Annotated in this window: 7 protein-coding genes; 5 read left to right on the top strand and 2 right to left on the bottom strand. The window is 64.0% G+C overall.

Features of this window, described 5'->3' with window-relative positions; all coding sequences use genetic code 11:
* Positions 1-56 precede the first annotated feature (56 nt).
* Entirely contained in the window at positions 57-1,916 is a 1,860-nt protein-coding gene (locus ACVOLV_RS00575) for a sigma-54-dependent Fis family transcriptional regulator (protein ID WP_481552689.1), read from the top strand.
* Positions 1,917-2,176: 260 nt separating this feature from the next.
* Here the strand turns inward: ACVOLV_RS00575 and eda are convergent, their stop codons facing one another.
* Positions 2,177-2,815 (bottom strand): bifunctional 4-hydroxy-2-oxoglutarate aldolase/2-dehydro-3-deoxy-phosphogluconate aldolase, encoded by a 639-nt coding sequence (gene eda, locus ACVOLV_RS00570; RefSeq protein ID WP_303748148.1) that lies wholly within the window; start codon positions 2,813-2,815, stop codon positions 2,177-2,179.
* A complete protein-coding gene (locus ACVOLV_RS00565; protein WP_303748149.1) occupies positions 2,802-3,824 on the bottom strand; it encodes a sugar kinase in 1,023 nt (340 codons plus the stop codon). Before ACVOLV_RS00565 ends, eda begins: the two co-directional genes overlap by 14 nt.
* Before the next feature lie 273 nt (positions 3,825-4,097).
* On the opposite strand from ACVOLV_RS00565, the gene ACVOLV_RS00560 reads away from it, so the two are divergent.
* The 4 genes from ACVOLV_RS00560 (at position 4,098) to ACVOLV_RS00545 (ending at position 15,312) form a co-directional block, all read left to right on the top strand.
* Positions 4,098-6,911 carry a TonB-dependent receptor gene (locus ACVOLV_RS00560; RefSeq protein ID WP_481552688.1) on the top strand — a complete coding sequence of 938 codons (2,814 nt, stop codon included), beginning with the start codon at positions 4,098-4,100 and terminating at the stop codon, positions 6,909-6,911.
* A 209-nt stretch (positions 6,912-7,120) separates the two neighbouring features.
* Entirely contained in the window at positions 7,121-10,291 is a 3,171-nt protein-coding gene (locus ACVOLV_RS00555) for a TonB-dependent receptor (protein ID WP_481552687.1), read from the top strand.
* 78 nt (positions 10,292-10,369) lie between these two features.
* The gene (gene pelA / locus ACVOLV_RS00550; protein WP_481552686.1) at positions 10,370-11,431 is read left to right on the top strand and encodes a pectate lyase; all 1,062 of its coding nucleotides are present in this window, start codon (positions 10,370-10,372) and stop codon (positions 11,429-11,431) included.
* A gap of 92 nt (positions 11,432-11,523) precedes the next feature.
* Positions 11,524-15,312, top strand: coding sequence for a LamG-like jellyroll fold domain-containing protein (locus ACVOLV_RS00545; protein WP_481552685.1), 3,789 nt, complete (start codon positions 11,524-11,526; stop codon positions 15,310-15,312).
* The last annotated feature ends 96 nt before the right edge of the window (positions 15,313-15,408 follow it).

Genomic DNA, 15,408 nt, shown 5'->3' with positions numbered 1-15,408 from the left:
TGTTAATCGGAACAGTGGTTTGAACAGCTGTCGCAAAATGCGACACAGGAGCGCTCATGGCACTGGCACTGCAACATCGCGTGGGCAACGCCCGCCGCTCGTTCTTCGAGCGCGGCACCACGCCCGTGGGCACCGTGCCCGACACCATCCTGCAGTCGTGGCGGCGCTGCCAGCGCAGCGGCCTGCTGGTGGATGCCGAGCCTGCGCTGGAACCCATGCCCGGGCACAACCTGCGCGAACTGCGCGAGCGCCATGAACGCTTGTGGCGACTGGCGCGCGCTGAGCTGGATGGCTTGGCCGCACATACCGCCAGCACCGGCAGCATCGTTCTGCTCACCGATGAAAGTGGCTGGATCCTCAACGCCGAGGGCAGCGCAGGCTTCCTCGACAAGGCCGGCCGCGTGGCCTTGATGCCGGGCGTGTGCTGGAGCGAATCGGCGGTGGGCACCAATGCGATCGGCACCGCGATCGTCGAAGGCCGCGCGGTGGAGGTACGCGGCGGCGAACACTTCTATGCACCGCACGGCATCCTCAGCTGCTCGGCCATGCCCATTCACGATCCGCACGGGCAATTGGCCGGCGTACTCGACATCAGCGGCCCGGCCAGCGTGCAGCAGATGCATGCGATGGGTCTGGCGCGGTTGGCCGCCAACCGCATCGAGCACCGCTTTTTCGAGAACGGTATCGGCGATTGCGAACTGCTGCGCCTGCACCACGACCGCACCTTGCTGGGCACCGCAGGTGAAGCCGTGCTCGGTTTCCGCAATGGTCGCCTGGTGGCTGCCAATGGCGTTGGCCTGCACCTGTTCGGTCTGGAGCGTGGTGATATTGGCCGCGCTTCGTATGAAGCGCTGTTCGAGATGCCGTTGTCGCGGATGCGCGATGAAGGCATGTTGCAGGATCGCAGTGGTCGCGTGCTGCATGGCCAGCTGGATGCGCCAACACCGGCCGCGCGCACGCGGACGACCAGCACCACGCAACCATTGGCACGGCCATTGCCAAGCACGGTTGCCGCGCCCGCCGTTGTATTCGATGCAGGCCAGCGCGAACAGCTGCTGCGTGCCGATCGCGTATTGGAAGCGGGCTTACCTGTGCTGCTGCAGGGCGAAACCGGCACCGGCAAGGAAGTGGCGGCACGCGCGCTGCATGCGCAAGGCAGCCGCAGCGGCAAACCCTTCGTCGCGGTGAACTGTGCAGCCTTGCCGGAAGGACTGATCGAAGCCGAACTGTTCGGTTACGAGGAAGGCGCCTTCACCGGCGCGCGCCGACAAGGCAGCCAGGGCCTGCTGCGGCAGGCGCAGGGCGGCGTGTTGTTCCTCGACGAAATCGGCGACATGCCGCTGGCCTTGCAGCCCCGTTTGCTGCGCGTGTTGCAGGACCGCGAGCTGTCACCGCTGGGCGGCGGCAAGCCGGTCAAGCTGGATTTCATGCTGATCTGCGCGACGCATTGCGATCTGCAGCAGGCGATGGACGAAGGTCGTTTCCGTTCGGATTTGTATTACCGCATTGCCGATCATGTGCTGCGGCTGTCGCCACTGCGCGAAGCACAGGATCGTGCACAGCTTCTGCAGGCAATGTGGCAGCCGTTGGCGCAGGGGCGAGTGCTGAGTGTGGAGGCGGAGCGTGCGCTGGTTGCTTACGACTGGCCGGGCAATCTGCGCCAGCTTGCGGCCTGCCTGCGCACCTTGGTGGCGCTGACCGAGCCGGGCGCGGTGATTGATAGGGAATTGCTGCCGGAGTATCTGCATCAGGCAGCGCGACGCATTGCAGCTACGCCGGTGGTGGATGGCAGTCTGCAGGAACTGGCGTTGGATGTGATGCGACAGACCTTGGCGGCCTGCGATGGGAACGTGAGTCTGGCGGCGAAAAGGCTGGGGGTTAACCGCAGTACTTTGTATCGGCGCCTGAAGCTCTGAAGCAGAGCAACAGCAACAGCAACAGCAACAGCAACAGCAACAGCAACAGCAACAGCAACAGCAACAGCACCCCTCCCCGGCCCTCCCCTGCGCGTTGCGCAAGGGAGGGGGTGGTTCGTGCGGCCTGCAGCATCCTGCGCAATTGCAGCTTCAGCGCCCTCCCTTTGCCGAAGGCAAGGGGAGGGTTGGGGAGGGGTCAGCTTTTGATCTTGATCTTGATCCAATCCCCAATCCCCAATCCCCAATCCCCAATCCCAGCATCAACCCGGCAACACCGCCGCAGCTCTTGCCAGCTTCTCAATCCCAGCCCAATCGCGCGCCTGCAGCAGCTCACGCGTGGTCAACCACGAGCCGCCCACGCACAGCACATTCGGCAAATGCAGGAACTGTGATGCGGTCTGCGCGCTGATGCCACCGGTCGGACAGAACCGCACATCGCCGAACGGGCCATTCCAGGCCGACAACATGCCCACGCCGCCAGCCTGCACGGCCGGGAAGAACTTGAACGTATCCAGCCCCTGCTCCAGGCCACGCATCAACTCGGACGAAGTCGCAACACCTGGCAGGAAAGGCAGGTCGGTATCGCGCGCCGCCGCATACAGCGTGTCGGTAGCGCCCGGCGACACCGCAAAGCGGCCGCCCACCGACTTGAGCTTCTCCATCTGCGCCGGGGTCAGCACGGTGCCGGCACCAACCACCGCATCCGGCACGGCCTCGACCATCGCCTTGATCGCATCCATCGCGTTTGCGGTGCGCAAGGTGACTTCGATCACCGGCAGTCCGCCGTTGAACAGGGCCTGCGCGACCTGCACCGCATCGTCGACATTGTCGGGAGTGAACACCGGAATCACCGGGGCCAGTTTGAGCACTGCGCGTACGCGCGGATCAGCGCCGGACATCGAACTTTCCTTCGCCCATCAGGGCCATGACGTCGGCAACGCCGACTGGGTTGAAATCACCGGGAATGGAATGCTTCAGGCAGCCAGCGGCCAGGCCGAAGCGGATCGTGGTTTCCGCATCCATGCCTTCGATCAGGCCGTGCAGCACGCCGGCTGCAAACGCGTCGCCGCCGCCGATGCGGTCGACGATATCGGTCAGCTCTTCGGCCGGTGCCAATGCACGGGTGCCATCACGGCCCAGCAGCATCGCGCCCAGCGAATGGTGGCCGACGCTGTGCGCGGTGCGCTGCGTGCAGGCCATGTATTGCAGGCGCGGGAAGGCGGCGAATGCCATCGCTGCCGCGGCATCGACGCGCGCCTGCGGTTCGGGCTGGTGGAATTCGCCGCCCAGCACCACACCGATGTCGCGGTAGTCGGCAAATACGATGTGCGCGCAGTCGAACAGGTCGCGCAGGATCGCCTTGGCGTCGCCGCCCCAGCGTTCCCAGAGTTTGGGCCGGAAGTTGCCGTCGAAGGACACCTTGATGCCGCGCTCGTTGGCGGCGCGTGCGGCGGCCAGGGTGGCCTGCGCGGCTTCAAGACCGAGGGCAGGGCTGACTCCGGACAGGTGCAGCCACTGCGCACCCTGCAGCAGCGCCGGCCAGTCATAGCTGTCGGCACGGGCGCTGGCAAAGGCCGAGTCGGCGCGGTCATAGACCACTTCGCTGGGCCGGTGGCCGGCCCCCGTGGTCAGGAAGTACAGGCCCATGCGGCCGTCGCTGCGGCGCACGCGCGAGGTGTCCACGCCGTGGCGGCGCAGTTCACCGGCCACCGCCGCACCCAGCGGGTTGTCGGCGACCACGCTGATCATCGCCACGTCGTGGCCGAAGTGCGCCAGCGACACGCCGACATTGGCCTCGGCGCCGCCGGCATGCACGTCCAGCGTGGGCGACTGCAGCAGCAGTTGATTGCCGGGCGCGCCCAGGCGCAGCAGCAGCTCACCAAAACAGACAACACGGGGGGAAATCATCGCCATTCCTGTCTCCTCGTCAATCGGCGCGCATCATGGCACGGTTGATTGACTATCGGTGTCATTTGCTCGCCGCTGTCCCTCCGGTTGCCCGTGTTACCGTCCCCTCATGTCCATCAGACAATGGTTTCCGCCCTGTTTGAGTCCTGCTGCACTGCAAGATGCTCCCTCTCCACGCAGCTGTTACTTTCCGTTTTGACCAGCGGTGTCATCCAGCGCAAAGCACAAGCCGGAGCCACTGCATCGCTTGCAAACCTTGGAGAGGGGAAGCACATGAAACCAAGTAACTCGCAGAAAAAGACACCGGTTACCTTGCTCGCGTTGGGGATCAGTTTGGCCCTGCAGGCGGGCGTTGCCATGGCCCAGGATGCGTCCGCGCCGGCCACCGGCGGCACCGCTGCCACCGAACTGGATGCAGTGACCGTCACCGGTTACCGCGCCAGCGTGGAGAAAGCGCTGGACATCAAGCGCGGCGAAGCCGGCATTGTCGACGCCATCGTCGCCGAGGACATCGGCAAGTTCCCCGACAGCAACCTGGCCGAGTCGCTGCAGCGTATTCCCGGCGTGGTGATCACCCGTGATGGCGGCGAAGGCCGCAACATCTCGGTGCGTGGCCTGGGCCCGGACTTCACCCGCGTGCGTATCAATGGTCTGGAAGCACTGAGCACCGTCGGCAGCAGCGACGGCCAGGGCGGCACCAACCGTGGTCGCGGTTTCGATTTCAATGTGTTCGCCGCCGACCTGTTCACCCAGCTGATCGCGCGCAAGACCGCATCGGCTGATGTCGAGGAAGGTTCGCTGGGCGCCACCGTCGACCTGCGCACCGCGCGTCCGTTCGACTATGACGGCCTGACCATCGTCACCAACGTGCAGGCCTCGTACAACGATGCCTCCGAATCGGCGATGCCGCGCTTTGCCGGTTTGATCGCCAACAGCTGGGCCGATGGCAAGTTCGGCGCGCTGCTGTCGGTTGCCTACTCCGAGCGTGAGACGGTTGAAGAGGGTAGCGGCACGGTGCGTTGGGCCAACGCGCTGGCCAATACGCCCACCAACACCGCCAATCCGAATGGTGTTGGCTTCGCGGGTTGCTCTACCGGTACGGCACCTTTCCCCGCTGTCTGCAGTGACAAGGTGTACACGCCGCGCTTCCCCCGTTACACGCTGATGGAGCATGACCAGAAGCGTCTGGGCGTGACCGGCGCGCTGCAGTTCAAGCCCAGCGACCGCACCACCTTCAGCCTGGATGCGCTGTACTCCAAGATCGACGCCACCCGCGATGAGAAGTACATCGAGGCCAATGGCCTGAGCAAGTCGTCGGCCGATGGCAAGAGCCAGACCGTCGTCAAGAACGGTGAAGTGCGTAATGGCGCACTGGTTTATGCGGAAATGGACAACGTCGACATCCGCGCGGAAAACCGCCACGACGAATGGACCACCGAGTTCTACCAGCTCAGCCTCGATGGCGAACACCGCCTGACCGACAACTTCACCATCACCGGCAAGGTGGGTACCTCGCGCTCCAAGCACGAGAACCCGATCCAGGCCACCATCATGATGGACAAGCTCAACGTCAACGGCTACAGCTACGACTACCGTGGCAACCCGAACAAGCCGGTGTTCAACTACGGCGTCAGTCCGACCGATCCCACCGGTTGGACGCTGTCCACCATCCGTCTGCGCGAGAATTACGTCACCAATGATTTCGACAACGGTCAGCTGGAGTTCTCCTGGCTGATCGGCCCGTCCTTCACCCTCGAAGGCGGTATCCAGGCCAAGAACTTCAGCTTCGATTCGATGGAGCGTCGCCGCGTCGGCAACGAAGCCACCTCGCTGCCGTTCTTTGCCGGCGGCACCCGGGTTGTTCCGGTCAACATGACCGAGCTGGCCAGCCTCAACGGCATGTCCGGTTCGCCCGGCAAGTGGGTGGTGCCGAACTTCAACGGCATTGCCAATGAATTCGGTGTGCTCAGCGGCGAAGGTATCTATGCATTGGCCGACTATGCCGCCAGCATCCGTAGCGTGCAGGAGCAGGACCGCGGTGGTTGGTTGATGGGCAAGTTCGGTTTCGACATCGGCTCGATCCCGTTCAGCGGCAACATCGGTGGGCGCTACGTCAAGACCAAGCAGACCTCGACCGGTATCGCCACGGCCAGCGGCACGCCGATCAGCACCACGGTCAGCCGTGAGTACAACGACTTCCTGCCGTCCTTGAACGTGGTGGCGGAAATCACCCCGGACTTCCTGATCCGCTTCGGCGCCGCCAAGGTGATGTCGCGTCCGGGCCTGGGCAGCCTGACCCCGGGCGTCACCGTCAGCGTCAGCGGCAGTGCGCGCACCGTCAGCGGCGGCAACCCGACCCTGGACCCGATCCGCGCCAAGACCGCCGACCTCGGCTTTGAGTGGTACTTCGCCGAAGGTGCGATGGTGGGCGTCGGCCTGTTCTACAAGGACATCGAGAGCTTCATCCAGGCAACCCGCGAAAGCCGCGTGTACTCGACCAGCGGCCTGCCGGCGAGCCTGCTCGACAACCTCAACGCGACCGTCAATGACGAGTTCGTGTTCAGCACCCCGGTCAACACCCCCGGTGGCGACCTGACCGGTGTCGAGTTCAATTACACCCAGCCCTTCACCTTCCTGCCGGGCAAGTGGGCCAACTTCGGCACCCAGCTGAACTACACCTACGTCGACTCGAAGATCCAGTACGTGACCTCCACCGGCGTGATGGCGCAGAAGGCCGACCTGACCGGTCTGTCGCGCAATTCCTGGAACGCCACCCTGTTCTACGAAGGGACCAACTGGTCGGGCCGCGTGTCGGCAACCAACCGCGATGATTACCTGATCCAGGTGCCGGGCACCGAAAAGGGCTTCGACAGCGCAGGCCTCGGCGTGCACGGCCAGAGCGGCACCACCTTCCTCGATGCGTCGATCCACTACCGCATCAGTGACCAGCTGGAAATCAGCCTGGAAGGCGCCAACCTGACCAACGAAGCACAGGAATCGTGGGTGTCCAACCCGTCGTTGTCGCTGCCGCTGGAATACAGCGAGACCGGCCGCCAGTACACCCTGGGCCTGCGTTACAAGTTCTGATAGCCGCTGTTTGGCAGGGACCGGAGCGCACTCTCTCCGCAGCTCCGGCCCTGCCCTTTCATCCTCCGCAGGCCATGGTCATGCCATGGCCTGACGGCTGTCCACGCGCGGCCGCAACGGCCCGACAGCACCTTTGAAGTACTCGCCAGGGACAACCCCACACCCTTCTCAGTCCGCTTGATTCCCCACCCGGGGAAGGAGCCAACCGCATGGATCGTAAGCGCCGTTTTGGAAAGACACCGGTTACCTTGTTGGCAACCGCCATTGCTTCGGTATTGACTGCTCCCCTTGCCTTCGCCCAGTCCGCACCAGCGGCCGCCGAGGCCACCCAGCTGGATGCAGTGAACGTCACTGGCTACCGCCAGAGCCTGCAGAAATCGCTGGACGAAAAGCGTTACACCACCGAGCAGGTGGACGCGATCTTCGCCGAGGACATCGGCAAATTCCCCGACCAGAATCTTGCCGAGTCGCTGCAGCGCATCGCCGGCGTATCGATTGATCGCGAAGGCGGCGAAGGCCAGCGCATCTCGATCCGTGGCCTGGGTGCGGACTTCACCCGCGTGCGCCTCAACGGCCTGGAAGCATTGGCCACTGCCGGCAACGGCAGCAGTGGCGTCAACCGCAGCCGTGGTTTCGATTTCAATACCTTCGCCTCCGAGCTCTTCAGCCAGGTCAAGGTCAACAAGACCCAGTCGGCGCAGATGGATGAAGGCTCGCTGGGTTCCACCGTCGATCTGCGTGGTTCGCGTCCGTTCGATTTCGCCGGCTTCCAGGCCTCGGCATCGGCACAGGCCGGTTATGGCGAGCTGTCGGAAAAATTCGATCCGCGTTTCTCCGGCCTGATCAGCAACACCTGGGCCGATGGCCGCTTCGGTGCCTTGCTGTCGGGCTCGTACAGCAAGCGCAACGTCTACGAGGAAGGCTACAACCCGGTGCGTTGGGAGCACGGCAACCACCGCAACTCCAACCAGGCCACCGCCGCCAACAACGGCACCTATGGCTTTTGTTCGCCGGTGGGCTACAACCCGCAGACGCCGCGTAATCCGGCCTCGAATGAAACCCCGGCTGGCAGCGGCAGCCAGGCCAACCAGGACCGCAACAACGGTTGGGGCAGCTATGGCATCAGCAGGACCCATTGTGGCAACGGCTTGCCGCGCCCGGCGAATACGCCGGAGAACATCGCCGCCTACGAGACCGCGACCAATGCCTGGATTCCGCGCTATCCGCGCTACATCCGCACCGCGCATGAGATCGAGCGGCTGGGCGTCACCGGTGCATTCCAGTTCCGCGTTTCCGATGACACCTTGCTCAGCTTCGATGCGATGTACTCGAAGCTGGACAAGGAGCAGCGCGAAGATTCCATCGGCGCCAACCTGCACCGCGCCGCCAACCTCGGTGGCAAGACCCAGATCGTGGTGCGCGAGGCCGAAGTGGATGCGCAGAATCGGCTGGTCTACGGCGTGTTCGACAACGTCGACTTCCGCACCGAGTCCAGCCTGATCGAGGAATCGACCACCTTCCAGCAGTACAGCCTGAACCTGGAACACCACTTCAACGATGCGGTGAAGATGGAGGCCGTGCTCGGCCACTCCAGCTCGGACTATGAGCGCCCGGTGTTCTCCTTGGTGAGCTTCGACAACAGCAATGTCGATGGCTTCGTGATGGACATGCGCAACGGCGGCGACATGCCGAACATGACCTTGCCGTTTGCCTTGAACGACCCGGCGGCATGGTCGTGGCTGGGCTATGGCGCGGTACCGGTCAACAGCAACGGCACCGCACGCGGCAGCAACATCAGCGAAGTGCGCTTGAACCCGAGCTACGTCAACAACGCCTTCGATACCGCCAAGATCGACCTGCAGTTCAACATCAACCCGACCTTTACCCTGCGTACCGGCCTTGCCTACAAGGACTACGACATGGAGTCGGAGGAATACCGCCACATCAGCTACGGCCGCCTGGCCCAGGCCTTGCCGGCGGGCGTCAGCGTCGGTGACCTGAGCACCACGCTGACCGGCTTCGGCAAGAACCTGTCCGGCAATGTGCCGAACGGTTGGCTGATCCCGGATTTCGGCAAGATCGCCGAGCTGCTCAACATCAACTGCAATTGCGATACCGGCGTGCAGGGCGGCGATTACCGCTTGGCTGGTGTTGGTCACTTCGGTGCTTCCAACAACAACTTCGAAGTCAATGAGCGCAGCCTCGGCGGCTACCTGCAGTTGGACTTCAATACCGAGCTGTGGGACCGCGCCTTCCGCGGCAACCTCGGTGTGCGCGTGGTCAACACCCAGATCAACGCCTCGGGCTGGGCGCCGTGCAACGCAGCGACGTCGGGTAACAACTCGGCCAACTGCGAATCGTTCTTCGGTGTCGCCAGCGCGACGGCTGCCGCCGGTGAACGCTCGCTGGTGCGCTCGGTGGTCAACCACAGCTACCAGGACGTGCTGCCATCCTTGAACCTGGCCTGGGACGTGGCCGAGAACGTGGTGCTGCGCTTCGGTGCGGCCAAGACCATGGCTCGACCGACCTTGGCGTACCTGTCACCCAGCGTCAGCGGCGGCCCTACCGGTTACTTCGATGATGGCCGCGTGTTCGCGATCAACCTTGGCAATCCCAAGCTCGATCCGTTCCGCTCGACCAACTACGACCTGAGCGCGGAGTGGTACTTCGGTGATGGCGGCCTGCTGTCTGCTGCATTGTTCTACAAGGACATCGACAGCTACGTGCAGCGCACCCGCCTGCTGACCACCTGGGGCGACATGGGCTACTCGTTGGACCTGCTGCCGGCTGGCTTCACCGCCGACACCGTGTTCAACGTGCAGAGCTACTACAACACTCCGGGCGGCCCGCTGAAGGGCTACGAGTTGAGCTACCAGCAGCCGTTTACCTTCCTGCCCGGCATCTGGAGCAAGTTCGGCATCCAGCTCAACTACACGCATGTGGAGTCGAGCATCAAATACATGTTCAGCTCGGCCGGCAACAGCAATACCAGCATCACCACCACCTTCACCGACAACGACCTGGTCAACCTGTCGCCGAATTCGTACAACGCCACTTTGTACTATGACGATGGCAAGTTCAGCGCCCGCGTATCCACCAGCTACCGTGATGGCTACATCGGCGAGATCCTCAGTCAGGAAAGCGTCTGGGACCTGGACGGCAACCAGTTCGCAACGCCGGATGTGACCGGCAAGAACAGCGTGCGCAACGTCGACTTCAACATGTCGTACAAGGTCAACAAGAAGCTGTCGCTGACCTTCGAGGCGATCAACCTGCTCGACACCCCGGACGAGCGCTATGTGGACTCGTCACGGCAGATGGCCGACCGCTACACCGTTACCGGTCGCCAGTACTACCTCGGCGCGCGCTATAAGTTCTGAGATGAAACATACGCACGGCCAATGCAGTAACACCGGGATGCCAGCACGCTGGCGTCCCGGTGCGCGCCGGAGGATGCGATGAGGCGATTATGGTTGTCGACAGCGCTGTTGATCAGCGCGGGCTGGAGCTTCCCGGCGGCGCATGCGGCCACGTCGCGCACCGAAGCAGAGGCCGAGAACATGTTGCTGCTGCAGACCGCCTCCGGCGGTTGGTCCAAGCAGTACCAGGGCAAGGCGGTGGACTACCAGCATGTGTTCAGCGCCGACGAGCGCGCGGCGTTGCAGGCAGCGGATCGCTTGGATGACGCCAATATCGACAACAAGTCGACCACGCGTGAAATCCGCCACCTGCTGCAGGTATGGAAAGACACCGGCAACGCTGCTTACCTGAGCGCCGCGCAGCGTGGCGTGGACTATCTGCTGGCCGCGCAATACGCCAATGGCGGCTGGCCGCAGTACTACCCCGAGCGCTCGCTGTACCGGCACCAGATCACCTTCAACGACGACGCGATGACCCGCGTGCTGGATCTGCTGCGGGACATCGCCGAGGGCGTGCCCGCGGTTGCGGGCTTGCCGCCGGACTATGCGGGCAAGGCCAATGTCGCCTTGCAGCGCGGTCTGCAGAATGTATTGGCCACGCAGGTACGCATGGATGGCCGGCTTTCCATCTGGGCAGCGCAATACGACGAGGTCAGCCTGCAACCGGCCAAGGCGCGTTCCTACGAACTGCCATCGCTTGCCGTATCCGAGTCGGTAGGCGTGCTGCGGCTGTTGATGCGCCAGCCCGAGCCGAGCCTGCAGACCATCGAAGCCATTGAAGCCGGCCTGCAGTGGCTGCAGGCCAATGCCTTGCCGGACTTGGTAATGCGCAAGGTCGAGGCACCGGAGCAGTCCAGCGGCAAGGACGTGCTTGTAGAACCTTTGGCAGGCGCACGGCTGTGGGCACGCTTCTACGATCTGGAACAGGGGCGTCCGATGTTCGTCAACCGCGAGGGCGAGCGTGTGGCGCGCTTCGCGGATATTCCGAACGAACGGCGGGTAGGTTATGCCTGGTATGGCGTGTGGCCGGAGCAGTTGCTGGAACGGGAGTGGCCGAAGTGGGCGCAGCGGCATGGGCGGAAGATGCCGGAGCGAACGTGAAGTCTGACCCTTCTCCCCCCGGGAGAAGGTGGCCCGAAGGGCCGGATGAGGGTAAGGCAGTTGCAGTCAACCGATTTGGAACGAGTTAGACAATGAACCAGAAAACCGTGTTGCGTCCCACCCACCTCGCCTGCGTGCTGGGCCTGTTGCTGGCGCCGCTGAGCGCCGTCGCGCAATCGCCGGAGCTGCTGTTCCGCGTCTCGGCGGACAAGGGCTTCGTCGCCGACAGCGCAGGTGGCGATGCCACGCCGAACTTCCAGGACAAGGTCAGCCTTGTCGACGATGGCGCGCATGGCCGCGCCATCCAGTGGCAGGACGACGGCGTGCTGTCATGGAATGCACCCGGCAACATCCAGGCCGAGCGCGGCACCCTGTCGTTCTTCTGGCGCTCGCGTTATGCAGTGGGCGAAGCACCGTTCGTGATCTTCCGCGTCGGCTACGCCGACCACAGCAGTTGGGACATGGCCTGGCTGCGCATCGACTGGAATGGGCACGGCTTCGATGCCTTCGTCACCGATGCCAACCTGGCCCGCACCCGCGTCTCGTTCAAGCTCGACAGGAATCCGTCGCCCGAACAATGGCAGCACATCGCCTTCGCCTGGGACGAGGACAAGGGCGTCAAGCTGTTCATTGATGGCCGCGAGGTCGCGCAGGCGGCCACCACCGGTGATTACGACGCAGCGCTGGACCAGCTCGGTCTCGCCGGCCGGGTGATGGCGCCCTACCAGGTGCAGAGCCGCTACAACTTCCTGCGTGGCAGCGACTTCGACGAGATCCGCGTCTACGACCGCATGCTCGATGGCGCCGGTGTTGCCGCGCTTGCGCGCAATGCCGAGCCGCGCAGCGCCGAGCGCGGCAGCGCCTCGCAACGCGCCTGGTGGCACCGCTATGGCTGGGAAGGTGCCGCACCGCCGGCACTGAGCGCGCAGACCACAAGCATCCGTAAGGTCGAGTTCGCCGATGTGAAGGACAAGCTGCAGTGGATGTGGAAAGGCACCGACGGCATCGCCGAAACCACCTGGCCCGGCGTCTACAACCGCTCGCGCCTGCCCGGCCGCAATGATTACTTCCAGCTGCCGGACTGGAACACCTATGTCGAAGGTGGCCAGCAACTGGACCTGACGGTTCCCGAAGGCGAGCACATCAATCGCATCGAGATCCGCGGTGCCGCCTACGGCGAGTTGAAAGGCTCGGCCGGCACCCTGTTCAAGCGTCCGCAAGGCGTGGTGCGCAGCGTGGACAGCTTCGCCGACCAGGTTGGTGGCACGCTGCACTTCCACAACACCGCGCAGGAAACGCCGATCCAGGAGATCTGGGGCTACCAGGTCAGCGACGCGGCCGAGCCGGAAGGCACGGTCAAGCAGCGCTACCAGATCGACAGCAGCGTATTGCCGGATTACACCAACATCGCCAGCCTACGCGACTACATCGACGGCCGTTTCGCGCCGGATGAGCGCAGCACGGTGATGGCGCTGCCCAAGGGCGCAGGCTCGCGCAAGCGCGCTGCCGACAGCCTGCCAGCCAAGCCGATGCCGATCGTGCATGTGCTGATTCCGTCCGGCGTCGGCGACGCACCGGCAGCACAGCCACTGATCCGCAGCTGGGCGCACAGCTGGGAGAACATGTACGACGGCATGGATGGCGTGGCGATCGATATCCCCGCATTGGACCTGCCGGCGACGCATGACGGGCTGATCCCGCTGAACATCCGCATCAAGGACCCGATCTGGCCGGCGCGCGACATGATCGATGTCTCGGTGTCGGTGAAGCCGGGTGAAGCACGCACGCTGTGGCTGGACCTGCGCGACCGTATCCTCACCGCCGACAGCCTGTGGATCTCGGTGGCCTCGGCTGCGCCAGGCTTCAATGCCGCATCGCTGGACGGTGCCGAAGTGCGGCTGGTGTTCAAGGACCGCAAGGAGGCAATCAAGCAGCATGTTGCCGACCGCTTCAACCAGGTGCGTGACAACTGGGGCTTCCTGGTCGAGGAGCACACCACCTCCAAGCGCCAGCGTTTGTACTCGCGCGTCTATGCCGATCTGAGTGATCTGCTGCGGGTCGATCCGGACCATGAGCTGGGCCGCCTGTATTGGAACTACATCAGCTACAACAGCCAGGGCAAGCCGCCGTTCGAGCAGCCGCAGGCGCCGAAGGGCGTGCCGTTGTGGGCGTTCCGCCAGGTTGAAGACCTGAAGTACGTGCGTCGCTTTGTCGACTGGTGGATCGAGAACCGGCAGGTCGCTTACGGTGATTTCGGCGGCGGTATCTCCGACGACAGCGACCTGACCCAACAGTGGCCGGGACTGGCACTGATGGGCGTGGAGCCCGAACGCCTGAACCGCTCGCTGACCGCACTCTCCGATGCGGTTTACCGCAACGGCATGTTCTCCAATGGCCTGAGCACCATCGAGACCGATGAGCTGCACGCCTACGAGGAGGGCATCAATACCAACAGCGCGATGCTCTACCTCAACTGGGGCGATCCGCTCACAGTCGAGCGCCTGATGGAGACGGTGAAGGCCTTCGACGAGCGCATCATCCTGCGCAACCCGCAGGGCAACCTGCTGTTCTCCAGCAACTGGTTTGGTGGCAACAAGGTCTACCGCGAGCCGAACTGGCAATGGCAGAAGCCATACTCGTTCCCGGCGCTGCATCCGGCCTTCCTGATCGGGGAATACAACGCAGATCCCACCGGCCGCAAGCTGGTCACCGGCCTGGCCGACGGCTATCTGGCCCACGCCTACAAGGACGACAAGGGACGCTTCACCCTGCCCAATGAAATCAACTGGGCCACGGGAAAGACCCGCGGCGGCGAGTTGAACCAGGGCTCGGGCAGTGGCGATCTGATGCATACCTTCTGGGCCGCGTGGCGCTGGAGTGGCGACGCCAAATACCTGCAGGCGCTGGACTACCGCGTTGTGCGCGGCGGGCCGGGCGTACTGTCCAACCTCGGCGAGAACTATGTCGATGTGCTGGGCAGGCAGCAGGACTGGGGCAAGCAGTTGGTGGCCGATGCCGACAAGGGCGGCAGCGGCTTCGCCGCGATCAGCGCCTGGCAGCAGACCGGTGACAAGAAGTACCTGGAAGCGCTGCACGCCGACGGCATCCAGGCCAAGGCACAGCGCGAGTACATGAACACCGAAGGCCACTGGTGGAGCGACCGCGTCGAAGCACCGAGCGAGTTCCTGCAGCGCCTGCGTCTGGGCGGTATCGGCCTGAAGCGCAACCAGAGCTGGCCGGGGCATACCGTCAGCTGGCAGTTCGCCCAGTCGAATGGTGCCGAGCAGGTCGCCTTGCTGGTGCATGCGCCGTCACGTGAGCGCTTCAAGGTGATCGCCTACAACCTCGGTAACACGCCGTTGGACGCGACCATGACGGGATGGAATATCGCCGCAGGTACCTGGCGTGTACGCAGTGGCGTGGATCGCGATGGTGATGATGTGATCGACGGCAAGGCGGAGGTTCGCGAGGTGTTGCTGGAGAAAAGCGTCGGTACCCAACTGCGGTTCGCGCCGAAGCAGAGCCAGGTATTCGAGTTCGAGCTGGTGACGCCGGGTACGCCGGTGGAAACGCGCGCGGATCTGGGCATTGGTCGCGGCGATCTGAAGATCGACGGTGAGCGTGTGCTGTTGACCGTGCACAGCCTGGGGCATGTGGGCACTGGTGCTGGTTATGCGGTGCTGGAAGATGCGCGCGGTCGTGAAGTGGCGCGGGTTGTGGTGCCTGCCTTGGAGGCGCCGTTGGATCTATCGCCGCGGACGACGGCCGTGGAGCTGATTATGCCGGCCGGGTTCAAGCGCGAAGGGGCGAGCGTGCGGGTTGGCCTGGAAGGGGATGCGGCTGAGGTGACCAAGCTCAATAACCGGCTGCCCTTGCGGTGATTGCTGGAGCGGGGGCCACCAAGCGTGAAGGGCGGGGTGTGGGGGTAGAGGGGGGGGGGCGGCGGGAGCGGGGGCGAGGGCAGGGGAGGCAGAAAA

The sequence above is a fragment of the Stenotrophomonas sp. STEN023 genome (assembly GCF_056760135.1).
The sequence above is the reverse complement of the archived record's forward strand: the minus strand, read 5'-3'. Positions and strand labels throughout refer to the sequence as shown.